This window comes from Alteromonas sp. 4NS20-0143, assembly GCF_057542855.1.
Map to the genome: position 1 here is coordinate 225,192 of NZ_BAAJLR010000006.1, position 23,382 is coordinate 248,573.

General features: G+C 44.2%; 22 protein-coding genes and 1 pseudogene. 16 read left to right on the forward strand and 7 right to left on the reverse strand.

The window, feature by feature from the left end:
* Window positions 1-90 precede the first annotated feature (90 nt).
* The 4 genes from aroQ to AC27HD_RS13960 all read left to right on the forward strand — a co-directional run bounded on the left by aroQ (window position 91) and on the right by AC27HD_RS13960 (window position 3,335).
* A complete protein-coding gene (gene aroQ, locus AC27HD_RS13945) occupies window positions 91-531 on the forward strand; it encodes a type II 3-dehydroquinate dehydratase (protein WP_487106601.1) in 441 nt (146 codons plus the stop codon).
* Window positions 532-545: 14 nt separating this feature from the next.
* Complete coding sequence (gene accB / locus AC27HD_RS13950; RefSeq protein ID WP_032097612.1) at window positions 546-1,001, forward strand: acetyl-CoA carboxylase biotin carboxyl carrier protein; 456 nt, start codon at window positions 546-548, stop codon at window positions 999-1,001.
* 14 nt (window positions 1,002-1,015) lie between these two features.
* A complete protein-coding gene (gene accC / locus AC27HD_RS13955; RefSeq protein WP_032097611.1) occupies window positions 1,016-2,359 on the forward strand; it encodes an acetyl-CoA carboxylase biotin carboxylase subunit in 1,344 nt (447 codons plus the stop codon).
* A gap of 547 nt (window positions 2,360-2,906) precedes the next feature.
* Window positions 2,907-3,335, forward strand: a complete 429-nt coding sequence (locus AC27HD_RS13960) for a hypothetical protein (protein WP_032097610.1) — start codon at window positions 2,907-2,909, stop codon at window positions 3,333-3,335.
* Window positions 3,336-3,373: 38 nt separating this feature from the next.
* Here AC27HD_RS13960 and AC27HD_RS13965 read toward each other — a convergent pair whose 3' ends face one another.
* The 3 genes from AC27HD_RS13965 to AC27HD_RS13975 all read right to left on the reverse strand — a co-directional run bounded on the left by AC27HD_RS13965 (window position 3,374) and on the right by AC27HD_RS13975 (window position 6,466).
* Window positions 3,374-3,646, reverse strand: coding sequence for a TIGR03643 family protein (locus tag AC27HD_RS13965; protein ID WP_235207857.1), 273 nt, complete (start codon window positions 3,644-3,646; stop codon window positions 3,374-3,376).
* 225 nt (window positions 3,647-3,871) lie between these two features.
* Complete coding sequence (locus AC27HD_RS13970) at window positions 3,872-6,016, reverse strand: exonuclease domain-containing protein (RefSeq protein ID WP_032097763.1); 2,145 nt, start codon at window positions 6,014-6,016, stop codon at window positions 3,872-3,874.
* 159 nt (window positions 6,017-6,175) lie between these two features.
* Entirely contained in the window at window positions 6,176-6,466 is a 291-nt protein-coding gene (locus AC27HD_RS13975) for a hypothetical protein (RefSeq protein ID WP_032097762.1), read from the reverse strand.
* A gap of 223 nt (window positions 6,467-6,689) precedes the next feature.
* Between AC27HD_RS13975 and AC27HD_RS13980 the strand changes: the two genes are divergently transcribed.
* From AC27HD_RS13980 to AC27HD_RS13990, 3 genes are all read left to right on the forward strand, one after another.
* Complete coding sequence (locus AC27HD_RS13980; RefSeq protein ID WP_032097608.1) at window positions 6,690-6,881, forward strand: zinc ribbon domain-containing protein; 192 nt, start codon at window positions 6,690-6,692, stop codon at window positions 6,879-6,881.
* A complete protein-coding gene (locus AC27HD_RS13985; RefSeq protein WP_032097607.1) occupies window positions 6,874-7,503 on the forward strand; it encodes a flavin reductase family protein in 630 nt (209 codons plus the stop codon). Before AC27HD_RS13980 ends, AC27HD_RS13985 begins: the two co-directional genes overlap by 8 nt.
* 222 nt (window positions 7,504-7,725) lie before the next feature.
* Complete coding sequence (locus AC27HD_RS13990; RefSeq protein WP_032097606.1) at window positions 7,726-8,019, forward strand: high-potential iron-sulfur protein; 294 nt, start codon at window positions 7,726-7,728, stop codon at window positions 8,017-8,019.
* Window positions 8,020-8,293: 274 nt separating this feature from the next.
* Here the strand turns inward: AC27HD_RS13990 and AC27HD_RS13995 are convergent, their stop codons facing one another.
* Entirely contained in the window at window positions 8,294-9,910 is a 1,617-nt protein-coding gene (locus AC27HD_RS13995) for an amidase (RefSeq protein WP_032097605.1), read from the reverse strand.
* A 289-nt stretch (window positions 9,911-10,199) separates the two neighbouring features.
* Here AC27HD_RS13995 and AC27HD_RS14000 point away from each other — a divergent pair, with 289 nt between their 5' ends.
* Window positions 10,200-10,790: a hypothetical protein gene (locus tag AC27HD_RS14000; RefSeq protein ID WP_032097604.1), complete on the forward strand. Its 591-nt coding sequence runs from the start codon at window positions 10,200-10,202 to the stop codon at window positions 10,788-10,790.
* Window positions 10,791-10,973: 183 nt separating this feature from the next.
* On the opposite strand, the gene AC27HD_RS14005 is transcribed toward AC27HD_RS14000, so the two are convergent.
* Complete coding sequence (locus tag AC27HD_RS14005; RefSeq protein WP_052010352.1) at window positions 10,974-11,735, reverse strand: substrate-binding periplasmic protein; 762 nt, start codon at window positions 11,733-11,735, stop codon at window positions 10,974-10,976.
* A 239-nt stretch (window positions 11,736-11,974) separates the two neighbouring features.
* Here AC27HD_RS14005 and prmA point away from each other — a divergent pair, with 239 nt between their 5' ends.
* The 7 genes from prmA (at window position 11,975) to AC27HD_RS14040 (ending at window position 20,043) form a co-directional block, all read left to right on the forward strand.
* Window positions 11,975-12,853, forward strand: a complete 879-nt coding sequence (gene prmA, locus AC27HD_RS14010; protein ID WP_032097603.1) for a 50S ribosomal protein L11 methyltransferase — start codon at window positions 11,975-11,977, stop codon at window positions 12,851-12,853.
* A 398-nt stretch (window positions 12,854-13,251) separates the two neighbouring features.
* Window positions 13,252-14,250 carry a tRNA dihydrouridine synthase DusB gene (dusB, locus tag AC27HD_RS14015; RefSeq protein ID WP_032097760.1) on the forward strand — a complete coding sequence of 333 codons (999 nt, stop codon included), beginning with the start codon at window positions 13,252-13,254 and terminating at the stop codon, window positions 14,248-14,250.
* 30 nt (window positions 14,251-14,280) lie between these two features.
* The gene (gene fis / locus AC27HD_RS14020) at window positions 14,281-14,574 is read left to right on the forward strand and encodes a DNA-binding transcriptional regulator Fis (protein ID WP_012520109.1); all 294 of its coding nucleotides are present in this window, start codon (window positions 14,281-14,283) and stop codon (window positions 14,572-14,574) included.
* Between the two features lie 82 nt (window positions 14,575-14,656).
* The gene (gene purH / locus AC27HD_RS14025; RefSeq protein ID WP_487106608.1) at window positions 14,657-16,255 is read left to right on the forward strand and encodes a bifunctional phosphoribosylaminoimidazolecarboxamide formyltransferase/IMP cyclohydrolase; all 1,599 of its coding nucleotides are present in this window, start codon (window positions 14,657-14,659) and stop codon (window positions 16,253-16,255) included.
* A gap of 514 nt (window positions 16,256-16,769) precedes the next feature.
* Complete coding sequence (locus AC27HD_RS14030; protein WP_081926639.1) at window positions 16,770-17,582, forward strand: class I SAM-dependent methyltransferase; 813 nt, start codon at window positions 16,770-16,772, stop codon at window positions 17,580-17,582.
* A gap of 29 nt (window positions 17,583-17,611) precedes the next feature.
* Entirely contained in the window at window positions 17,612-18,901 is a 1,290-nt protein-coding gene (purD, locus tag AC27HD_RS14035) for a phosphoribosylamine--glycine ligase (protein WP_487106611.1), read from the forward strand.
* Between the two features lie 182 nt (window positions 18,902-19,083).
* The gene (locus AC27HD_RS14040; RefSeq protein WP_032097601.1) at window positions 19,084-20,043 is read left to right on the forward strand and encodes an ion transporter; all 960 of its coding nucleotides are present in this window, start codon (window positions 19,084-19,086) and stop codon (window positions 20,041-20,043) included.
* 771 nt (window positions 20,044-20,814) lie between these two features.
* Here AC27HD_RS14040 and AC27HD_RS14045 read toward each other — a convergent pair.
* Window positions 20,815-21,831, reverse strand: a complete 1,017-nt coding sequence (locus tag AC27HD_RS14045) for a serine hydrolase domain-containing protein (RefSeq protein ID WP_487106613.1) — start codon at window positions 21,829-21,831, stop codon at window positions 20,815-20,817.
* A 458-nt stretch (window positions 21,832-22,289) separates the two neighbouring features.
* A complete protein-coding gene (locus tag AC27HD_RS14050) occupies window positions 22,290-22,682 on the reverse strand; it encodes a MerR family transcriptional regulator (protein ID WP_487106615.1) in 393 nt (130 codons plus the stop codon).
* An 89-nt stretch (window positions 22,683-22,771) separates the two neighbouring features.
* Between AC27HD_RS14050 and AC27HD_RS14055 the strand changes: the two are divergent.
* Window positions 22,772-23,320: pseudogene (locus AC27HD_RS14055) on the forward strand (DUF3703 domain-containing protein).
* Window positions 23,321-23,382 lie beyond the last annotated feature (62 nt).

The window sequence follows — 23,382 nt, forward strand, 5'->3', positions numbered from 1 at the left end:
CTGTTATTGGCTTTTTTTCGTGCAACTGACGGCAAACTTTGTTGAAATGACGAATACCACGACAGTTACACGAAGATAGCAGCAAATTAGATGAATATTTTGTTATTGAACGGCCCTAATTTAAATATGTTAGGCCAAAGAGAACCCGACAAGTACGGCACGCAAACTTTGCAAGACATCGTTGATGACTTGCAGGCTCAAGCTGCCTCCAGCGATGTGACGCTTTCGCATTTTCAGTCTAACGCTGAACATGCACTTATTGAGCGCATACACGACGCTATGGGTAATACAGATGCCATCATTATTAACCCTGCTGCATTCACGCACACAAGTGTGGCCATTCGCGACGCGCTGTTAAGTGTGAGCATTCCGTTTATCGAAGTTCATTTGTCGAATGTTCACGCTCGTGAACCTTTTCGTCATCATTCCTATTTTTCTGATGTTGCAGCTGGTGTCATTGTTGGCCTTGGCCCTATGGGTTATTCCCTTGCACTAACCGCAGCAATCAATTTACCGAAATCGCAAAAATAACGCAGAGAAAGAACATGGATATTAGAAAGATAAAGAAACTCATCGAGCTAGTTGAAGAGTCTGGTGTAGCTGAACTAGAAATTACCGAAGGTGAAGAGTCAGTACGTATTCACCGTGGTCCAACTGGCGTTCATGCGCCGGTTAACTACAGCTTTGCAGCACCTGCAGCGCCACAACAACCGCCAGCACAAGCCCCAGCTGCGCCTGAAGCAGCCTCTGAACCAGCAGCACCAACCGGCCATGTGGTTAAATCGCCAATGGTAGGAACCTTCTATCGCGCGTCTTCACCTACTGCAAAAGCGTTTGCCGAAGTAGGTCAGCAAGTTAAAGTTGGCGATACACTATGTATCGTTGAAGCCATGAAAATGATGAACCAAATCGAGTCTGATAAAGCCGGTGTTGTTAAAGCAATCTTAGTAGAGAATCAAGATCCGGTTGAATTCGACCAACCTATGTTCATCATCGAATAAGTGAGCAATTCACAATGTTAGATAAAGTACTTATTGCTAACCGTGGTGAAATTGCCCTACGTATTTTGAGAGCCTGTAAAGAACTAGGCATCAAGACAGTAGCCGTGCACTCCACTGCGGATAAAAATTTAAAGCACGTATTACTCGCCGATGAATCCATTTGTATCGGTAAAGCGTCTGCAACCGAGAGTTACCTGAACATTCCTCGTATTATTGCAGCAGCAGAAGTAACTAATTCAATTGCTATTCACCCTGGCTACGGTTTCTTAGCGGAAAATGCTGATTTTGCAGAAGCCGTAGAAAAAAGCGGTTTTATCTTTATTGGGCCTACAGCAGACACCATTAATCTGATGGGCGACAAAGTATCAGCTATCAATGCAATGAAGAAAGCAGGGGTGCCTTGTGTTCCTGGTTCTGATGGCCCGTTGACAGACGATAACGAGCGCAATAAAACCATAGCCAAACGCATTGGTTACCCAATCATTGTTAAAGCTGCTGGTGGCGGTGGTGGTCGCGGAATGCGTGTTGTTCGCAGCGAAGGCGAGCTCGTAAAAGCCATAGAAACTACTCAAGCAGAAGCAGGCGCAGCCTTTGGCAACCCTACTGTCTACATGGAAAAGTTCTTAGAGAACCCTCGCCACGTAGAAATACAGGTACTGGCCGATGGGCAAGGTAATGCTATTCACTTAGGTGAGCGAGACTGTTCTATGCAGCGTCGTCACCAAAAGGTGGTAGAGGAAGCGCCAGCACCTGGAATTTCGGAGCAAATGCGAACCAAAATTGGCGATCGCTGCCGCAGAGCCTGTGTTGAAATAAACTATCGCGGTGCGGGAACCTTTGAGTTCCTATACGAGAACGGCGAGTTTTATTTCATTGAAATGAATACGCGTATTCAAGTAGAGCACCCAGTATCTGAGATGATCACAGGCGTAGATTTAATCAAAGAGCAGCTTCGTATAGCTGCAGGGCAGCCTCTGTCTATTGATCAGTCGCAAATTCAGATTCGCGGCCACGCTATTGAGTGTCGTATTAACGCTGAAGACCCTCAGACTTTTATTCCAAGCCCTGGTTTAATCAATATGTTTCATGCTCCAGGTGGTTTGGGTATTCGTTGGGAGTCACACATTTACGCGGGCTACACTGTTCCTCCGTATTACGATTCTATGATAGGCAAACTTATCGCCTACGGTGAAAGTCGTGATGAAGCGATTGCGCGAATGCGCCATGCTCTGGAAGAAATTGTGATAGAGGGAATAAAGACAAATATTCCGCTTCAACGCTCTATTATGGCAGATGAAAACTTTTTTGCCGGTGGCACTAATATTCACTACCTTGAAAAGAAACTAGGCCTAGCCTAATCCCCCTTGGGTTGCACTGTTGTTTAAGTGCAGCCCAACTTTATGCCCTCTTAATTCTTTTTGTTTTTCGTTTCCTATTGATTCTAATTTAACGATTACAACAATCAATTTTTACTGTTTTTCTTGTTCAAACAACACGCCTATACTTATCACAAGTTTAAACGTCTCCCGTAATGACTGTTTTTTCTTTTGTGTGTTTTACCTTATGGAGCGCGTCTCCACTTCAGCCGGTGCCTTGCACCGGCTTTTTTATGCCCGATTTCCGTACCTGTTAAATTGCAGCAATTTACTCACCCTAATTGCACTCATAAATGACGCGCAAAAAAAAAGGCCCACCAAACGGTGGGCCAAACAGCAAGAACGCGTACACACTTTAACAGTGCGTGAGTAAATACGCTCCGTAATTTGCACAAGTTCATATATAAAAGATTACTTATTTTTAACCTCTACGCCTTTAAACTATGGCACTAGTTCTTTAGACTTTGTGTTAAGAACAAGGAAGCGAACTACAACCTTAGGGACACTTCATGACGTTTAAGGTAGTACTATGCAAAGCCGTTACAAACAGCTTAAAGAGAAACTCCCGATTTCCAGATTATCTGACGATGTGCTCCTCGCCCTGCGCGTTTTGTATGACGACCCTCTCGATGTTGTCGACTTAAAACAAGATATCGACGACCTAACGCTTTACCCCGAAAGACTTCAAGACAGCTATAGAAAAGAATGGGAAACCTACGTGTTAAAAGCATTAGCTGAGGATTTAAAGAGGGAGGAGGCGTTGTCCGCTAATGAGTTTATTGAAAACATTATGGAAAGGGTAGAAGAGGTGGAGAAAAACGACACCGCTTATGCCGCATATCGACCGATGATAGCCCAGGCTAAATCCATTAATGAATCAGGCAACACCCTTATATTCCCTAGCCCGTTTCGACAGCAGCTTATGGCCTTCTTATTGCCCGTAAGCACAGTAGAATAACCCCAGAAAATTTGCCTTAAAGCGCCTGCTAACAGGCGCTATTTATTGGCACTTTTTACCTTGTACTGAGACGGACAATAACCTCGGTCTACACCCTCTGGTCGTAAACTCGCATGCTTGGTTTTGCGGCCAGACACACGGGCTCGCCAATTTTTAAATGTCTTCTGCTTGAGATTTTTGCGCATCAGCTTTATTACCTCTTTTTCAGGTAATCCGAAAAGCTTTTCAATGGCTTCAAAGGGCGTTCTGTCTTCCCACGCCATTTCTATCACTCGCGACTGTTGTTCTTCGTCTAACATAGTTGTACTCATAAACGGTTTTGCTCGGTCTAAGGTAAAAGCGATTATCAAATTGAAGCGCTCTCTTATTAAACGCTTTTTTAACGTTGTCTTTTTACAGTATTTTTCAGGGCTTGCTTTGCGTAAGGTAACGCTTGTATATCGCTATATTTACGTAAAACACTGCGTTATCAGTACATACGAAAAAATATCGTCTTCGTTCAATTTTTATTAGAAGGTGCTGCGCTAGTCGTTCGCCTACTCGCCGGCCAAGTCATTAACTTCGTCATCTTTTTCAAATGCTAGTTTTAGCAGTTCGGCAGCTGCCTTTGCATCAGAGAGTGCTCGGTGATGGCGCTCCATCGAAATGTAGAAGTGCTTAGTTAAATTGGCCAATGAATAAGAGGGCAGCCCAGGGTGCGTGCGACGCATTTCTCTCACCGTGCACATTTTCGGACGGCGGAATGGCTGCTCAAGGCGGGCAAACTCTTGTTTAATAAAACCGTAGTCGAAGTTGACATTGTGAGCTACAAATACTGCATCCTCAGTAAATTCTGCAATATCATTGGCAACCTCAGAAAAAAGCGGCGCATCTTTTACCATCTCATCTGAAATGCCAGTTAGCCGAGTAATATTTGAAGGAATGCGGCGCTGAGGGTTCAGTAACGTTTGATAACGAGCAACCTCTTCACCAGCAATAAGTTTAACCATGCCTATTTCAGTAATACGGTTATAGCTGTTGTTTCCGCCAGTTGTCTCTATATCAACTACAACGTAGGGCTGTTCTGGGTCGCGTACCCAGTTTACGGTAGTGACTGCCACCTCAAACCCAGCCTGCTGCAAACGCTGAATAGAAACTAGCTGGTTGCGTCGTAACTGATCTCCCGGTGCTTTAATCTCTTCAAACCGCAACCCGTTGTCGTACACCATGATATCGGGAAAGCCATCTCTTAGACTTTCAAAGTCTTTGCACATCATTCTCAATAAGCTGTGAATAGACTGAAGCTTTCCGTATCGCAACAATGACTCTATGGGCACTAATAGTCGACTAGACCACATGAACAAGCTGTTCACCTTACCGAAGTGCTGCGTCGCCATTTTTTGAATATGAAATAGCAATTTTTCCGGCGTATCTAACGACGACAGCAACGCTTCAATACTAGATTCAAATTTGGCGTAAAAGTTATTCTGCTTAAGCGAAAGTGGGCGTCGGTCAAATTCCGTTACCAAGGTATCCTCTTCATAAAGCTGCTTCCAAAACGTTAATCCAAAAAGGCTTCGCCACAATCGGTTTTCTGTACGCCAGCCTTCAATGCCATGCCTAGCATAATGGGCAAGCACGCCACGCTCAACCTGCTGATTTTGGCTGACATCAATCGATAGTTCTCTGCTGGCATTGCGCAGCATATCGGTCACCGTACTGGTGCGCTTTTTGTTGTACTTGCGCGCATAGAAGTCTTCAGCAAATGCCAATAGCGTATCCGATTGAGGGTTATCGATAATGTACTCAAGTTCACTTTTCACTTCGTCAACAGAGCCGAGTTTATAACTTTCTCTTATCCATTTTTCTTTCGCTTTATCACTGTCTGCTAGGCGCAGAATATTAAGGCCTTTTTGCTTGTCTTCGTCTAATAGCTTTAATCCTAATGCGTACAGCAATTGATCTTTATAAAATCCTGCGGACACACCTTCGGTGCTAGGAAAGTCGCTATCAGCCAGGTTAAGCAAAGTCTCGGTGTGATAAAACGGAATTTGCGTGTAGTGGTTTGCGTAAAACCACGCAGCTTCTGTATCTGACTTACTCTCAAATCGGGCAACATCGGTCACCGAATCTGAACGAGTGCGCATAACGCCTAAATCTCTCATGGAGAATTGATTTAAGCGGCTCTTCGTATTGCCAAAATATAAAAATAATAGGAAGCGCAGTGCATCGTTAAACAAACACACTAAATAGTTATCGATAGAAAAGCGGCTAGGCCATCCATTCGCACGTATTTCATTGCCAAGTAGCGTCACTAACTTTGGCTTAGTTTGTGAGGACAATCCTTGCGTACTGCCGTAATCCGCCAACAGCGTTAATATGGCATCTTTGGTAAGCACACCGGCTATGTCATTAAACGAGGCGTTCGTGAGGTCGCCAAACCAACCGCTTTCTATTAGGCTGTTTATTTGAGCTTGAGGTGTGTTAATTTCTGCGTAATTAAATTGTGTTCGGTCAATAATCGCATATTTACGGTTAGCCGCACGTACGATAATGCACTGCTTGTCATCGTCTAACGCGTTAAAACGTTCGATAAACGATGCGGCCTCATCAGAAAGCAGTGTCGCGCTTGCCCCCTCAAAAAAGCTGAGGAACTCATGAAAATGAGTGAGGTAATAGCGGGGAGGGAGATCTTTTCGCACTTTTCGCATTTGGCCAGCAGCCCAGTCAATTAAAAATAGTCAGTTAACGATATTTGGGTACAGTTAATGGTTGTAGCCACTCAAGCTATGCCTTCTTAAAGGCATAGCGACTCAAATCACAACAAAACACTTTTTATAGTGTATATTTATACAGCACCATTAATCAACCTTTACCCGCTGTTTACTTACCCAGCTAAAAAACGATGCTAACTGCTCATCGGCTAGTAATAGCGGCAATGTACAGAGGTTTTTGGCAAGGGTCATTTCATCGTAAAAGTGGTGAATACCGCTATGACACTGCCTGCAAACATGCACCCCCTCTTGGCGTTCGGCTTTTGTGTAATGCTTCTTAAAATATTGACGCCTGTGCATTTTTTTCGGAATAAGATGATGATATGTCAGTCGCGTTTTACGTTTGCAGCAAGGACATATCCCAACAGTGTTTGCCACACCAACCACCTCACTATTGTTTAAATACCAAATGAATAACCTAAACATTTAGGCTATTCATTAATACCGAAAATACTGGCACCTGATCACTAATCTGCTACCTAAGCTTTTCAATAAGTCATCCAATAAATCATTCAACAAGCAATGCATAAGAAGTTAAAAACAATCCACCCATTGGTAATAAGCGTATTTATAGTAAATTGAAAAAACATGGAATTAAGATATGAGTTTGACACGCGCAATGGGCTTTTCCTGCCCGTACTGTATGGCCCCTAATGACGTTGAAATTGATGAAATAAACGACGTGGGTCAAGTTCAGGTACTAGACTGCCAAGTTTGCTGTCAGCCCATCGAATTAAGAGTGTTTCAGCACGGTGAAGAACTTTCTATAGAGGCAGAACGAGAAAATGACTGACCGTATGACTCGCGATGATTTAGATAACTTAGAGCAGCGCTACCGCGCTAATTTAATTAATAGTTTGTCTGGCTTTAAATCGGCGGTGTTGCTGGGAACCTCAGATGGGAAAACTAACAACTTAGCCATTATTAGCTCAGTAGTTCACATAGGTGCTAACCCGCCGCTACTTGGCATGATAATGCGTCCGCACACTGTGCAGAGAGATTCATTGGATAATATTAAGCAGCAGGGCTTTTACACCTTAAATCACGTGAATACTCAGTGGGCTGATAAAGCGCACCAAACCTCTGCCCGCTACGAGCAAGATGAAAGCGAATTTGATGCAGTGGGACTGACACCTTTTTTCAGCGATACGTTTAGTGCGCCTTATGTTAAAGAAAGCGAAGTTAACATTGGCCTTAAAGTCGCTCAGCATTTTAGCTTGCTCAATAATACCGAAATGGTAATTGGTGAAATCCAAGAAGTCTTTTTTGCTAAAGATGCCCTTGATAAAGATGGGTATCTTGATATTGAAGCTTTAAACACTGCGTCAATCAGTGGGCTAGATAGCTATCACTCAAGCAAACGGTTGGCGAGGTACGCGTACGCTAAGCCAAATGTCCCCCTTGAAACAAAGTAAACTTTTAAGCATAGACGCTGTCTTATTGTGCATGAATGGCAATAGATAAAATTTTATTAATCGATTAAAACTGAGTTTTACGCAATTTTTGTCGATCTTTACTGAAAAAGCGTTAGTATAAAGTATGTAACAAAAAACCTGCTCTTTCTGGGCAGGTTTTTTGCGTTTAAGGCACTGAATAAAAAAGAATCATTATCGTTTCTATCTCATTAGGAGAATGTTATGAAATCTGTTAATCGCCGCGACTTTATGAAATTCACGGGCTCGACGCTAATAGGGTTAACCCTAGGCGGCGTTGCACTGCGTGCACAAGCTCAAGAACAGTTGAGCGCAGACGATGCCACTGCAAAAGCCCTTAATTACACGCCAGCTTCAACTGTTGATGGTGCAAAATGCAGTAACTGCATGTACGTACAGGGCGCCGATGGCGAACCACACCGTCCATGTAATATCTTCCCTGGCAAACTGGTTAATGCAAACGGCTGGTGTAGCGCTTGGGTTAAAAAGCCTGGCTAGGTAGCGTGTCTTTCACTGTTGACTTATCAGCGCTGTCTCAAACGTTTGGATAATGACTGTGCTAATGTAGCGGTTGTTTCGCAAGCGCTGAGCTTCATTGAAGATTAGTGGCAACAAGCGAGGCAGAGTGAACAATGAAGAACAAGCTGTAAGCACTCATTACACAATTGTTGTGTAAACCAACAATAGAAAAGAGCCTCAACACATGGTGTTGAGGCTCTTTTTTTGTGTTTAGTTATAAGACGTTGTTAGCTCCTCATAGAGGAACCAAGCCCTAGTTGGACGTCACGTTTTCAGTAATGGATTCAAGCTCAGGCGCATCAAATCGTGAAGGTAAAAGACCCGGAGTGATAGAAAAGCCATGTTTGGCTTCAAAAACGCTACCAATTCGCAATACCTTTTCATCCATCCACTTACTCGCGATGAAGCTAAGTCCAACGGGGAGGTTTTTAATGTCATCAACAGGCACGGTTAAATGTGGGTACCCTGCTACCGCAGCTAAATAGCCAACGCCAATAAACCCGCCTGGCGAGTGATCGCCATACACCCCGTCAATTAAAAACGAAGGACTGTTCGAAGGAGAAACCAAAACATCAACATTGTGCTGCTGCATCAGTGTATCGATGCCGTTGGTTCCTGCGGTTTTCTGAATCAGTGAAAGTGCCGACTTATATTCCTCACTATCGATGGCCGCGGCTTCTAGCGACTTGTCAAAAATGTCTTGATTGAACAACGCTAGCTCTCGTTTATCTGTTTTGTTAAAAGCGATAAGTGCCTGTAAATCTCTCGCAGGAATATCTGCAGGCGAGTCGGCTAAATACTCGTTAATCGAGGAATGGAACTCACTTAACAGAACGTTGTACGAGTCTGCCCAAAAACTATCTGGCTGTTCGAAGTCGTCAATATCAACAAGGGTTGCGCCAGCATTTTCCAGGCTGCTTAACGCATTTTCGTAGGCTGCGAGTATATGAGGGTTATCGCCTTGCCTGAAACGTACCACACCAATTCTTACACCTTTTAAATCAGTAGCAATAAGCGATGCGTTAGGCTGCTGAATAAGGTGCTTGCCCGCATCTGCTGTTGCGCTGTCTTTTGTATCTTCGCCGGCCATGATAGACGCCATTAGCCATGCATCTTGAACATTGTTTGTCATTGGGCCGGCGGTATCTTGGCTAAATGAAATAGGAACAATGTGAGTGCGAGAAAGCATACCTACTGTTGGTTTAAAGCCAACCACACCGTTCATTGAAGACGGGCAGATAATAGAGCCATTTGTCTCTGTACCTACGGCAAGAGAGGCTAGGCGAAGGGCCATAGCGGCACCAGAGCCTGATGAAGAGCCACAGGCGCTTCTCGATAATAAATGCGGATTACGGGTTAGCCCACCCACTGCACTCCATCCACTAATTGACGACTCCGAGCGAAAGTTTGCCCACTCTGATAAGTTCGTTTTACCTAATATAATGGCATCAGCTGCTTTTAGCTTAGCCACAATCGGCGCATCGCGACCCGTTGTATTGTTCAGCAGTGCCATCGATCCCGCGGTGGTTGCCATCTCGCTTGTTTCAATATTATCTTTTAGTAAAACGGGAATTCCGGCTAATGCGCCAACGCTTTCGCCATTCTTAATTTTTGCATCAATGCGCTTAGCTTGCTCAAGGGCTTGGGTATTAATAGCCAGTACACTGTTAGTATCAGTATCTAGGCGCTCAATGCGAGCTAAATAGCCTGATACCAAATCATACGACGATAACTCGCCTGACTGAATAGCGCCGGCTTGGGCATACGCCGGTTTATCCAGCCATTGTGATGCCGTGCTTTGCTGCTTATTTGTTGTTGTGCATGCGCTGCATAGCGCCACAAAAATGAGTAGATACCACTTCTTTATCATTATTTTTCCCTTATTTTGCTACACAACTACTCAAAAGCCTGTTGGCGGCCTGCCTCAGGGTAAATAGCGGTGTAATTTTATTAACGCGCTTTTTTTAGCGTTTTTTTTCGCATTAACTACTTTTAATACTATGCAGCAAAAATAGTTCATATGTAACGAAAATAACTACGTAAAGCAGGCGGTATGTAGACGCTAAATGGAAAATAAACGTGCCAAAAATTAAGCAACAGAGGTTGCGAATAACGTACTTAGCAACTAATGTTATACATTCAACTTATAAGGATATTGTATGAATCGCTTCTTTATTGCTTCGGCTATCCTCGCCGTCGCGGCATCCTCCGCGGTTGCCAACCAAACCAAAGCACCAAACACGGCTTATGTACTCCAACTTTCAAGCAACCTGAACTGTGACAAGCTCGATATTGAATTAGTCTCTCAGTCTAATGCGAACACCCAGCGCCTTACATTTACGACAAGTGCGTTTGCTGCCGCAGAATTAGAAACGGGCACTTACCACTTCGGCAAGGTAAGTTGCGCTAAAGAAGGTGAAGTAAATACCTGGGATATCCTTGAAGGGCAGCTGGCCGCACTTTCATTGTCGGAAAGTAAAATTTATTACGGTGGCAAAATCATATTGAGAGAAGACTCAATGGCAGACAACAATGAGTCACCAGATGTTCTGGATAATTGCCCAAGAAGCATAAGTCGGGCTCGGGGAGCCTCTAGCGATTCATGTCGCGATGGTGTGGGCGTGAACTCATCGCCAAAAGGAACGGTGGAAGCATTCGCCCCCTCTGTAACCGAACAAGATATCGCCGCGGTGAGAAAGGCATTTAAAGCAACAGAAACAAGCCTTACTTATTTACCACTTCGTGGATAGCGTTTTAAATAGTTAAGCGTTTTTTGTTCTGCAAAGAACGTTAATAGGGAAGCGCACTAATACTAATAAAGGTGCGCTGGAAACTGTGCGCTATCAAAAAAAGTGCACTAATCAAGGTACGGATGAGTTTCCATTAAAGAGCGGGGAAAATAGGGGCAAAACAGTAGGCGCCTAGCCAGAAAGCTAGTTAGAAAGAATAGCGAACACACTTTCTGACCCGCTCCATTCAAGCCCATACTTTTCTAGTAAGGCTTGGTAACGACCGCTTTCAATAATTACAGACAAACTGTGATTAAACGCCTCACGCAGCTCTTCATTAGGAATAGCCGCTCGATAGGTAGAAATAGGAAAGAGTTCATGAATCACCACATCGTCGTTTTTATACCTGTCGTCGTTTAGTTTGAAGTAAGAAAAAATATTTCTGTCCATTACCGCTACATCAACACTGCCTAGCATTAGCATCTCAACTTGCCGCTCTTGTTTTGCCATTTCTAAATAGGTCGGTTGCGAAGAAAGCGTTGCTTCAAACGTTTTACCAAGTACTGATGTGGCAGTTTGAAAGGCCACCACACTCTTTGTCTTTAGCGCTTCAATACTATCAATATGAAGTTTTCTGTCTGAACGTGTTATGGCAACATTTTGATAGGCAATGTATGGATTAGAGAGGATATCTTCCGATACTGCATGAGAAGGCGTCAGCGTTAGCGCAATATCAACAGCCCCTTGATTGATTACCTTTGTCGTTCTGCCATAGGGCAGATAGAGCACTTTTGCACTGTGTCCCATATCGCTGAGAATAGCGCGTACTAGGTCAACTTCAAATCCACTGTCATTGGCAGAATTCACGTATGGCGGCTTATCCATCCCCACAAGTACCTCTACTTCTCGAGACTGCACGTTAAAAGCAGCTAGCAGTATAAAAAGAGGTAAAAGCAGTGATCGCATAGGTAAGTGATTCTCATTTAAGGATAAGTGAGCGACAATAATACAAGCTTGCAGATAAGTTGGTAGTCGACAAAAGATTAAGTTTTAATCAAAAAGCTCACGTTTCGAAAGGAAAAATAGCAAAAAGGAGCGGTAAAACTAGGGTATGCCCAATTGAACACTATTTTTATCAGCCGCCGGATTTCGTTTACATCAGGTGAAAGGTACAATACCGCCAAATACGTTAACGGCACACGACTATGGCTTGGCTACAACTACGAATTAATACCACTTCGGAACACGCAGATGCAATTGGCGATATGCTAAGTGCCAATGGCTCCCAAGCAGTCACTTATGTGGACGCGAAAGATACCCCCATGTATGAACCCAAGCCTGGCGAAGTGCTGCTTTGGCCCGACACGCAAGTGGTTGGTTTATTTGAAGCCGACGCTGATATGAAACGTATTTTAGAACGGTTAGCCAAAGCAAAAGTGTTGGGCCCAGACTTCACCTACAAGCTTGAACCACTAGAAGACAAAGACTGGGAGCGTGAGTGGATGGACAACTTCCACCCCATGCAGTTTGGAGAACGGCTGTGGATATGCCCAAGCTGGCGAGACGTTCCCGATCCTAATGCCGTTAATGTGATGCTCGACCCCGGCCTTGCCTTTGGTACGGGCACCCACCCTACGACTGCGTTATGTTTACGCTGGTTAGATGGTATCGACATGACGGACAAAACCGTGGTGGACTTCGGCTGTGGCTCCGGCATTTTGGCATTAGCCGCCTTAAAACTAGGCGCCAAACGTGTAATTGGAATTGATATCGACCCTCAGGCTTTACAAGCCACTAAAGAAAATGCCCGCAGAAATGGGGTAGAAGACCGCCTAGACGTGTTCTTACCTGAAAACCAGCCAGTGCTAGAGGCCGACGTGGTTGTTGCCAATATACTCTCTGGCCCTCTTCTTGAGCTGCGAGAAGTCATTACGGGATATTGTAAATCCGATGGATTGCTCGTGCTGTCGGGTATTTTAGCCGAACAGGTACCCACTATTGAACAGGCCTATGCGAACGATATCTCACTTGAGCCAAGTGCAATTGACGGTGAATGGGCGAGAGTATCTGGACGCAAGCATTAGTGCTGCGCGCTCAATAAGACATCACCTGTGATATTTTTTGTTCACTGAACCCGCATACATTTTCAGCTTCTCAGTGTTGCGCAATACGGTAAATCGATAAAAAGCAGGATGTAATTGTTAAATTTTTTCACATTACATCCCTTTTAACTCGTGGCTTTCACGTCTTAAGCACAAAATTTCACCAGTATTTATGCGTTAGATTACTAACGAGACAGATTTTTTTCGCTGTCAATACCGATAAGTGAAATTTTGTGTGATTTTTAGCCTTTTCAAGCATTGCGAAAACACGTACACTTAGCGCCCCGTTTTAGCCGGGTGTATAATTTCTGTGCAATTATAAATGGTGGGCTTCTCGTTAACTTATGCAACAACATATGCAAAAGCCTTTGCAACAATCGTTGCAAATTGGACCATATAAGTTAGATAACAATTTGATGTTAGCTCCCATGGCTGGCGTAACTGACCGACCGTTTCGTCAATTATGCAAGCGCTTAGGCGCAGGTCTTGTAGTGTCTGAGATGCTGTCGAGTAATCCGAAAGTGTGGAATACCGCGAAGTCGCAGGCGCGCATGAACCATGAGGGCGAAGAAGGAATTCGCTCTGTACAGATAGCGGGTGCCGATCCTGAGCTTATGGCGCAAGCAGCGCAATTTAATGTTGAGAATGGTGCGCAAATCATCGACATCAATATGGGTTGCCCTGCCAAGAAGGTGAATAAGAAGCTTGCAGGTTCAGCACTGCTTCAGTACCCAGACACAGTGGAAAGTATCATCAAAGCAGTGGTTAACGCTGTCGATGTTCCTGTAACACTGAAAATACGTACCGGTTGGAATCCAGAAAATCGCAATGGGGTAGATATTGCCCGCATTGCAGAGCAAAACGGCATACAGTCGCTTGCTGTTCACGGTAGAACAAAAGCTTGTATGTATAAAGGAGAAGCAGAGTACGACACTATACGCCGAATAAAGGCGGCAATATCAATACCTGTTATTGCAAATGGTGATATTACTTCTCCACAAAAGGCACAAGAGGTACTGAATTACACTGGTGCAGATGGCGTTATGGTAGGTCGCGGCGCGCAAGGTAAACCTTGGATTTTTAAACAAATTCAACATTATCTTGAAACGGGCGAAACCTTGGCTCCACCGCCACTGTCACAACAGTTTGAGATTTTGTACGAACACGTAACGAACGTACAGGGTTTTTACGGTGACACAGCCGGTGTAAGAATAGCCCGAAAGCACGTGGGCTGGTATCTCTCGGAGCATGATACGGATCGTCAGTTTCGTAAAACGTTTAACGCTATCGATGATGCTACTGAGCAACTCGATGCACTAAATGCATATTTTCAAGCGCTGCAGACTAGAGAAAACCGACAGATTTCTCCCGCAGCATAGTGATGACTAACTAAAGAGCAACACAGTATTATGTTCGATCAAAACGTGACTTCACCTTTTACTACTACCGTAACTACGCCTTCACAAACGCAGGCTCAAAAGCCTTTGCGCGACTCTGTTAAGCAAGCGGTTAACAAGTACCTAAAGCAACTAGACAACGCAAACATCGATAACTTGTACGAAATGGTACTGGCTGAAGTGGAAGCACCACTTCTAGAAGAAGTTATGACCTACACTCGCGGCAACCAAACCCGCGCAGCGATTATGATGGGCATCAACCGCGGCACACTTCGCAAAAAGTTAAAGCAATACGGCATGAACTAAAATTCTAAGGGCGCTGCCCAGCAAAGAGCACCAATCGGTGCTCTTTTTGTTTCAACACTACAACTTTGAAGCTAATACATTTATGCAAACACCAAAACCAATCAAACGTGCTCTTTTAAGTGTCTCTGACAAAACAGGTATCGTCGATTTCGCGACAGCGCTGCACAATGCGGGCGTTGAGCTTTTATCAACAGGCGGAACTGCGAAACTTATCGCTGATGCAGGCCTTCCTGTAACGGAAGTGTCTGATCACACAGGTCACCCTGAAATTATGGCTGGCCGTGTTAAAACCCTTCACCCTAAAGTACATGGCGGCATATTAGCCCGTCGCGGTATTGATGAAGCGGTTATGCAAGAAAACAATATTGCACCTATCGATTTGGTCGTCGTAAACCTATACCCGTTTGCGGCTACTGTTGCCAACGATGATTGCACATTAGAAGACGCTATCGAAAATATCGATATCGGTGGTCCGACAATGGTGCGTGCAGCAGCGAAAAACCACAAAGACGTGACTATTGTGGTCAATGCAGCAGATTACGACAATGTACTAGCAGAAATGAACGCCAACAGCGGCTCGTTGAATTATAAAACCCGTTTTGACCTAGCCATTAAAGCATTTGAACACACTGCTGAGTACGATGGCATGATTGCCAACTACTTTGGTGCACGTCTAGATAGCACAGAGTGTGAAGAAGACTGCGACCACCAGCACAGTGAATTCCCTCGCACTTACAACGTTCAAATGAGCAAAAAACAAGACCTGCGCTATGGTGAAAACAGTCATCAAAATGCCGCTTTTTACGTTGAAAATACGATTCAAGAAGCCTCTGTTGCAACCGCTGAACAGCTTCAGGGTAAAGAGCTATCGTTTAATAACATTGCCGATACAGACTCTGCGCTAGAGTGCGTTAAAGAATTCGACGAACCGGCCTGCGTTATTGTTAAACACGCCAACCCTTGTGGTGTTGCTATTGGTGACGATATTTTAAGCGCCTACGATCGTGCTTTCAAAACCGACCCTACCTCTGCATTCGGCGGCATCATTGCCTTTAACCGCGAGCTCGATGTTAAAACAGCGCAAGCTATTGTAGACCGTCAGTTCGTTGAAGTGATTATTGCGCCTACAGTAAGCGACGAAGCAAAAGCAGTGGTCAGTGCGAAGAAAAACGTACGCCTTCTAGCCTGTGGCGAGTGGGCTGGTCAGTTAACTGAAGGTTACGACTTTAAACGCGTTAATGGCGGCCTGCTAGTTCAAGAACGCGACTTCGGCATGGTCGATAAAGAAGACTTAGAAGTTGTGACTAAAATCAAGCCATCTGAAGAGCAGCTTCGCGACCTTATGTTCTGCTGGAAAGTAGCCAAATACGTGAAGTCTAATGCCATTGTGTATTGCAAAGATGGTATGACTATTGGTGTGGGCGCAGGACAAATGAGCCGCGTATACTCTGCAAAAATTGCAGGTATCAAAGCCTCAGATGAAAACCTTGAAGTAGCCGGTTCGGTTATGGCCTCAGATGCATTCTTCCCATTCCGTGATGGCATAGATGCAGCAGCAGAAGCCGGTATAAAAGCGGTTATTCAACCTGGCGGCTCGATGCGCGACCAAGAAGTGATTGATGCAGCTGACGAACACGGTATTGCTATGGTGTTCACGGGTATGCGCCACTTCCGCCACTAAACCTTTTTAAAAGGTTGGCGTTTATTAAACCTTTCGCGTTTATTGAACGATTGGCGCCTACTAAAAGACGTGCGCTTTTTGCGCATAAATAGATATAGAACCCAGCGGGGCTTCACTGCAGCATGCTTGTTGCAGTGGAGTCACACTGTAACTTGCTCCCCGCTAGTCTATTTATCAGTAAATAAGCAAATGGGTTAACTACTTCGTTTTACACCTTGTTTATCACTCGGTTTATTACATTGTTTGTACCCCGTATATACGGTAGAAACGCGTACCAGCGGCATGTACCGATGGTAGAGCGTGAATGCGATAGAGTTGCGAATTATTCTGTTGGGTGTCGGATGCGTGTCACACTTAGCTGATAGTCTTGATCTGACTTGTGGTACCTTGTAGTAATAGTGTTAACACAAATACTGTTGTTACAAAGAATAGTGTTAAAAAGAGCACCATTTCCTAGGGCGTATTGACCTAGAGTGCTTTGACAAAAATACCCTCGACAGAAAAGGAAATAATAATGAAAAAGTTAGCTCAATTAGTATTAGCAGCCAGCCTAGGCTTCTCTGCAAATTACGCCACAGCCGATGCCATATCGGATGCCGCAATGAGTGATATCCGCACGGCAAAAGCGAAAGTGCGCGATGAATATCGCAACCCTCAACAAACCCTTCGATTTTTTGGACTATCGTCAGACATGACGGTAGTTGAAGTATCGCCTGGCGGCGGTTGGTATGCTGACATCATCAGCTCTGTTGTTAAAGACGACGGCCAGTATGTAGCAGCGCATTACTATGTCGATGAGTCGACGAACGACTACTACAAAAAAGCACTAGATGGCTTTAAAGAACAAACTAAGCCGGGCATGAAGTATGAAGGCGCGATGATTACTGCGTTCCACCCAACCAAAGCCCTAGATATTGCCCAAGCAGGCAGTGCTGATATGGTGCTAACCTTCCGCAATGTACATAACTGGTATATGCGTAGCGAAGATGAAGGTGTTGATAATGCGTTTGGTGCCTTTTTCAAAGCGCTTAAGCCTGGTGGCGTATTAGGTGTGGTAGAACACCAACTGCCAGAAAGTGCCGATAATGAAGCCATGAAGAACAGTGGTTACATGAAACGTAGCTATGTGGTTGCCGCCGCTGAGAAAGCCGGCTTCACACTAGAAGCAAGTAGCGACGTTAATGCAAACCCAATGGATACGGCCGATCATCCAAAAGGTGTGTGGACATTACCTCCTCGCTTAGCACTTGAAGATCAAGATCGTGTAAAATACCTTGCCATCGGTGAGAGTAATCGCATGACGCTTAAATTTAAAAAGCCTAATTAATAAAACCTAAAGTTAAAACGGAATAGTGAATGAACGTACTTGTAATTGGCGGCGGTGGTCGCGAACATGCGCTAGCTTTTAAAGCAGCCCAGTCTTCTGAAGTTTCAACAGTTTTTGTCGCGCCTGGTAATGCAGGCACAGCAACAGAGCCTAAGCTAGAAAATGTACCTATCGATGTTAATGACATCGCAGGTTTAGTTTCTTTTGCAAAAGGTAACGACGTTGAACTTACCATTGTTGGTCCAGAAGCGCCGCTAGTTGCAGGTGTTGTCGATACATTCACTAACGAAGGACTGATGATTTTCGGTCCTACAAAGGCGGCCGCGCAACTTGAAGGGTCTAAGGCATTTACCAAAGACTTTTTAGCGCGCCACCATATTCCCACTGCCGAATATCAGAACTTTACTGATATTGAGCCTGCCATCGACTACGTTCGCGAAAAAGGCGCACCCATTGTTGTTAAGGCCGATGGCCTAGCGGCAGGTAAAGGCGTGATTGTTGCGATGACCTTAGAAGAGGCAGAAGCAGCTATTCGCGATATGTTAGCGGGTAATGCATTTGGCGACGCAGGCAGCAGAGTGGTCATTGAAGAATTTTTAGATGGCGAAGAAGCGTCGTTTATTGTCATGGTAGATGGCAAAAACGTACTGCCATTTGCCACAAGCCAAGACCATAAGCGAGCAGCTGATGGCGATAAAGGGCCAAACACAGGCGGAATGGGTGCATACTCTCCAGCGCCAGTAGTTACCCAAGCTATTCACGACCGAGTTATGAAAGAAGTGATCATGCCTACGGTTGAAGGCATGGCTGCGGAAGGTAACGACTATGTGGGTTTCCTTTATGCTGGCCTTATGATCATGGCTGACGGCACGCCTAAAGTTATCGAGTACAACTGTCGCTTTGGCGATCCAGAAACTCAGCCTATTATGCTTCGTTTACAGTCCGACCTTGTTCCACTGTGTATTGCAGCCTGTAAGGGCGAACTTGACGGACAAACCATCGACTTTGACTCTCGCGCATCAGTAGGTGTTGTAATGGCAGCTGGCGGCTACCCTGGCAGCTATGACAAGGGCGATGAAATAACAGGTTTTGAAGAAGCAGCTAAATTAGAAGGCAAGGTGTTTCATGCTGGAACTACGCTTAGCGACGGCAAAGTCGTTACCGCTGGCGGACGTGTACTGTGTGCCACGTCGCTTGGAAATAGCGTAACTGAAGCACAACAAAAGGCTTACGACCTACTTAATACTATACAATTTAAAGACGTTTACTACCGCACCGATATAGCTCACCGAGCCATAGCGAGAGAAGCGAAAGCCTAGCTTTAACGTCGAGTTTAGGGCGCTTAATTAAGCAGAACTTTCTTAAACTCTAACTTCAGTAAAAATAAAAGCGAATTAGTGCTGACTAATTCGCTTTTTCTTTATCTGCTTCAACCATTTGGTTTCTTGCTTCAATAAATATTGCTACATTGATGATGTAGCATTCACTAAGTTAACTAACAATGACATTGCAACAAGCCTGCTATCACATACTTGCGCCCGCCTCTGAAGCCACTCATTTTAAAAGGGCGAGCCGTTTTTTTGACTTCTGTCTAGTTGTTATCATTACAGTCAACATTGCTGCGATGATGCTAGAGACCGTTCCTAATATATCCCAGGCCTGGTTAGTCAAGCTTCACACTATTGAAGTTATTTCGGTGGTTTTATTCGCCGTAGAGTATGTGCTGCGTGTTTACAGCAGTGCATCAGATCCAACTATAAGTAGCAGGGCTTTTCAAACAGCGGTCTCTACTAAAGCTGAGTCGCCCTGGAAAAAGCGCTGGCATTACATTAAAAGCCCTATGGCTATTATAGACTTAATGGCCATATTGCCGTTTTTCCTCAGTATGTTCTTGGTGTTCGATTTGCGTATTTTACGTATTTTCAGAGTGCTAAGAATATTAAAGATTGGTCGCTACTCTCGCTCTATCCAAACCCTCGTTGATGTGGTGCGCAGCGAAGCACATTCTCTTTTCGCCGCACTGAGTGTATTAATGCTGTTTACAGTGATTGCCGCCACCTGCATTTACTACATCGAACACAATGCCCAGCCCGAGGTGTTTAGCAGCATTCCTGCTTCGCTGTGGTGGGCCTTAGTGACTTTAACCACAGTGGGCTATGGAGACGCTGTACCCATCACGTCACTCGGTAAACTCTTTGGCGGCTTTATTACCATAATGGGGATTTGCTTTTATGCATTACCAGCGGGGATTTTATCTTCGAGCTACACAGGAAAAATGCAGCTTAAACGAGACCGATTTAAAGATACCGTTCGCACCGCGCTAGATGACGGTGTGCTCAGTGAACATGACGCTCATCATATTGAACGGGTACGCGGCTTACTTGATTTAGACGAAGAAGAAGCCCACCTTATCATTCGCTTACTGCAACACCACCACAACGGTAAGTCGAAAAACGAATAAAAGGCACTGGGCTGTTAATTATTGGTCTGTTAATTGACTGGCCCATTAATTGATTAGGCAGCTATAGTTGGCTTTGAATGTGGTGACTCATATCTGATCTGACACGTTCATTTGTTGGTTTAGACACCACCTGACAGGCCGCTTTAGACATTAGCAGACGTTAAGGTTATTGTATTTTAGCTTCCGGTCTGTGCCATTGGCAGACACTGAATGTTGTTTAGATAAGTGGCAGCAAACGACCTAAAGCCGACATTAGCAAATGTAAGTTGTCAGACTTTTATGAGCGACTACCAGATCGTCACCACCGCGCGGGCGGTGGTCTGCTGAAGACAAGGAGCAGACGGTCAGATATGGCTCGTTTATGCCTCATTGTAAGTTAACGTAAATACTCTAAAATCGGCTTTGAACTCACAGCGATAAGCGGACTTGTATCGTTTGTAAATAATATAAGCAAAGGGTTCCTTAAGAAAGTTCATGTCCTCGTGAGTCCACCGTAACGATTTCCGCTTGAGTTACCTCATTTAGGAGTCCTGAGAACTTGTTATATGTAAATCCATCTGACAAAACACCATGTATCACCAAAATGGTTGAATCCGAACATGCTACGCCAAATCTTCTGGCATATATTTGACCTCCATATGTTACTGAAAACACATGTTCTCGATAACTAAAAGGTTGTTCAATCGCTAAACCTTGTAGCTCCTTTGCACTCATTGTCATATTAGTGGACGGTTCAAATGTTGGAGAGTCCAAATTTACCAATTGAGTGATTTACCTTTTACGAATGATATCAATAATTCGATTGTGAACGATTTGCGAAAGGAGCAAGGTGTCATCGCCAGTGGTATTAACAAACTGAACAACAACGGTGTCAATATCAGCATAGTAACGAGCGCGACTCCAGTAGCCTAATACCCAGCCATCGTGCTGATACTCATAAAGCCCTTTATAAATCTCGGCTTCTTCAGGAGTAAATAAGGTACCGTCATTGAGTGCCCTGATAAATTTCCCTACCGCTTCTGCTGTTGCGACCATACCTTGGTCTAGATATTTGAAATCATCTGGATATCCAATGTAATAACCACTCATCAACCTGTCTTGGTTAACTTCATTGACCGACATAAAGGTATCCTCAATACCCAAGGGGAGAAACATTTCTTGCTTGATAAATTGCCCGTAATCGTAACCGAGTACTTTTGTCATGATTCTTTGTAGCAACAGGTAATTGGTATTCGAATAGCTGTAATCTGTGTCTGGCTTAAAATCAGCCTGTTTATTAAGAATCAACCCTAAACCATTAATATTAGGGTCGGCCCAATTAAATCCTTCGGCATCGGTAAAATTAGGGATGCCACTTCGATGTTGGACCATCATGCGAAGCGTAATTTTGTCGGCATTTTGGATCTTTCCATTAAATTCCGGTAAGTAATCAACGAGTGTTCCATCTAACGATAGCGTTTTATTCGCGACAAGTTTGACGAGAGCGGACGCATCATAAAGCTTACCAATACTGGCTATTTTAAATAAGGCTTGAGGGGAAGCGGGGGTTTTAGTATTCCGCTCGTGAAAGCCTTCAGCATATAATTCACCCGCTTTGCCGTTTCTATCGACATATACGATTATGCCATCGAGTCGTTCCTCTACGGCATTCGCCAGTTCCTGCTCTATGGTATTCGGAAGTGGCTTTAGATAGTAAAGTCCGAATTCCCATGGCGCAAACACGTAGATACTAGTAAAGGTAACAATAGCAGCGGCAATGCGAATTGCCGCTAATTTGCTTTTTTCCATTTGCTTAAGTTCCAAATTGTGATTCTATGGCTGAGTATAAAATACTTAACAGTGTAAGTTTTAATGCCACCGCGCAGCTAAATTACATTCAACCCAAACATATCTTTCACGCTATGAATAACAGTGTTGGTTCTGTTTCTTGGGATCTCTTCAAATAGTAGCGAAGTTCTGCTTCACGTACGCAGCTGCCATTGAAATCTTGCAAACTCAACGACAGGTATTGGCACCGAAAAGACCGACACCAAGCAAATCCTTATGTCCGCTTTGTCGGAGTTTTTGCCGTTTTAAAAATGGCGACTGCCGACCTAAAGCTGACATTAGCAAATGTAAGCTTTCAGACTTTTTTGGGCGATTACCAGATTGTCACCACCGCGCAGGCGGTGGTCTGTTGAAGACAAAGAGCGGACCTTACCAGTCTCTAAAGAGAGTAAGTTTCTCATCTATCAACTGGTCAAGGTTTAAGTGGATTCGAGTTTACTGAAAATACCGCAAGTTTGAATTGTACTCCTACCTGAGCATTCGTTTGATAGTTGCTCTAATGTGATTTGCAGTCCTTGCAGTTCACATATCTTTTCCTGAACTTTTAAAAGATGCTTTGCGATAAGCTGATTTACCTCATTACAGCTTTCATCGGGCGTCTCCTTCCGGTGTAACAATGTCGCAATCTCTTTAATTGATATTCCCAGTGTGCGGCATTGTCGAATAAAGACCAGCCTTTCTAACGCTACGCTATCATAAACTCTATAGTTTCTTGCACTGCGCGAAGGGAGTTTTAACAATCCGCTTCGCTCATAGAGTCGAATCGTTTGAACAGTGCAGCTTGTTTTTCTAGCCAGTTCGCCTATTTGCATAACTTTCAATTCTTATTTGACCCTATACCGAGTATAGACATTATAGTTTTGTTTTTAAACGGCAAGCAAAAGCGAGCGAGGAGTTCGAAATGAAATCAGTTGGAGTATGGATTGGTGTAATTTCCATTTGTATATGTTTAGTGCATGGTTTTTTCACAGGGCAAAGCGTAGTTCATAGCTTAGTTTTACACCCTATCGTGCTTCTAGCCAGCCTCTCATTGATAGCTTTTAGTTATCGTGAGCGTAACGTTAGAAATTCTGGTTCTAAGCACAAAAAAGGCTACTGCGAAAGAGCAAAGCCATTTGTACAAACAAAACTAAATCAAGCAAACACAGCTCGCGAAAAAGGCGATGTTAAAGCTGAGTTTAAACATCTTGAGGACGCTCATGTCATCGGCCAACGTTCAACGTATCTGCATACGCTAGTTCATTGGTAGATGTTGGTATTTGGCGTTCGTTACAAGATTCTCAACGAAGTCATTGGGCAATCTGTGCGCTTATTGGGAGCTATAACTAAAACGGTAGTAGGACTTTTACCTCATGGTAATACTGGCGGCAGCAATATCAGCGCATTTAAATCAATGCCAATATCGGAACAGAACCAAATCGTTTTAGCAAAAATAAATGCCAAGACATAATGTGCATTTAGTAAGCCATGAGATGAATGAAGGCAATAGACAGAACCGAAAGTTCGAAGGTC

What these genes read in the sequence shown, in the direction of transcription:
- AC27HD_RS14050 (WP_487106615.1), bottom strand. Translation starts at nt 22,682, where the DNA reads ATGCAAATAGGCGAACTGGCTAGAAAAACAAGCTGCACTGTTCAAACG.
- AC27HD_RS14040 (WP_032097601.1), top strand. Translation starts at nt 19,084, where the DNA reads ATGACATTGCAACAAGCCTGCTATCACATACTTGCGCCCGCCTCTGAA.
- aroQ (WP_487106601.1), top strand. Translation starts at nt 91, where the DNA reads ATGAATATTTTGTTATTGAACGGCCCTAATTTAAATATGTTAGGCCAA.
- AC27HD_RS14000 (WP_032097604.1), top strand. Translation starts at nt 10,200, where the DNA reads ATGAATCGCTTCTTTATTGCTTCGGCTATCCTCGCCGTCGCGGCATCC.
- AC27HD_RS13990 (WP_032097606.1), top strand. Translation starts at nt 7,726, where the DNA reads ATGAAATCTGTTAATCGCCGCGACTTTATGAAATTCACGGGCTCGACG.
- AC27HD_RS13985 (WP_032097607.1), top strand. Translation starts at nt 6,874, where the DNA reads ATGACTGACCGTATGACTCGCGATGATTTAGATAACTTAGAGCAGCGC.
- AC27HD_RS13995 (WP_032097605.1), bottom strand. Translation starts at nt 9,910, where the DNA reads ATGATAAAGAAGTGGTATCTACTCATTTTTGTGGCGCTATGCAGCGCA.
- AC27HD_RS14005 (WP_052010352.1), bottom strand. Translation starts at nt 11,735, where the DNA reads ATGCGATCACTGCTTTTACCTCTTTTTATACTGCTAGCTGCTTTTAAC.
- accC (WP_032097611.1), top strand. Translation starts at nt 1,016, where the DNA reads ATGTTAGATAAAGTACTTATTGCTAACCGTGGTGAAATTGCCCTACGT.
- prmA (WP_032097603.1), top strand. Translation starts at nt 11,975, where the DNA reads ATGGCTTGGCTACAACTACGAATTAATACCACTTCGGAACACGCAGAT.
- AC27HD_RS13980 (WP_032097608.1), top strand. Translation starts at nt 6,690, where the DNA reads ATGAGTTTGACACGCGCAATGGGCTTTTCCTGCCCGTACTGTATGGCC.
- AC27HD_RS14030 (WP_081926639.1), top strand. Translation starts at nt 16,770, where the DNA reads ATGAAAAAGTTAGCTCAATTAGTATTAGCAGCCAGCCTAGGCTTCTCT.
- purD (WP_487106611.1), top strand. Translation starts at nt 17,612, where the DNA reads ATGAACGTACTTGTAATTGGCGGCGGTGGTCGCGAACATGCGCTAGCT.
- fis (WP_012520109.1), top strand. Translation starts at nt 14,281, where the DNA reads ATGTTCGATCAAAACGTGACTTCACCTTTTACTACTACCGTAACTACG.
- AC27HD_RS14045 (WP_487106613.1), bottom strand. Translation starts at nt 21,831, where the DNA reads ATGGAAAAAAGCAAATTAGCGGCAATTCGCATTGCCGCTGCTATTGTT.
- purH (WP_487106608.1), top strand. Translation starts at nt 14,657, where the DNA reads ATGCAAACACCAAAACCAATCAAACGTGCTCTTTTAAGTGTCTCTGAC.
- AC27HD_RS13965 (WP_235207857.1), bottom strand. Translation starts at nt 3,646, where the DNA reads ATGAGTACAACTATGTTAGACGAAGAACAACAGTCGCGAGTGATAGAA.
- AC27HD_RS13960 (WP_032097610.1), top strand. Translation starts at nt 2,907, where the DNA reads ATGCAAAGCCGTTACAAACAGCTTAAAGAGAAACTCCCGATTTCCAGA.
- accB (WP_032097612.1), top strand. Translation starts at nt 546, where the DNA reads ATGGATATTAGAAAGATAAAGAAACTCATCGAGCTAGTTGAAGAGTCT.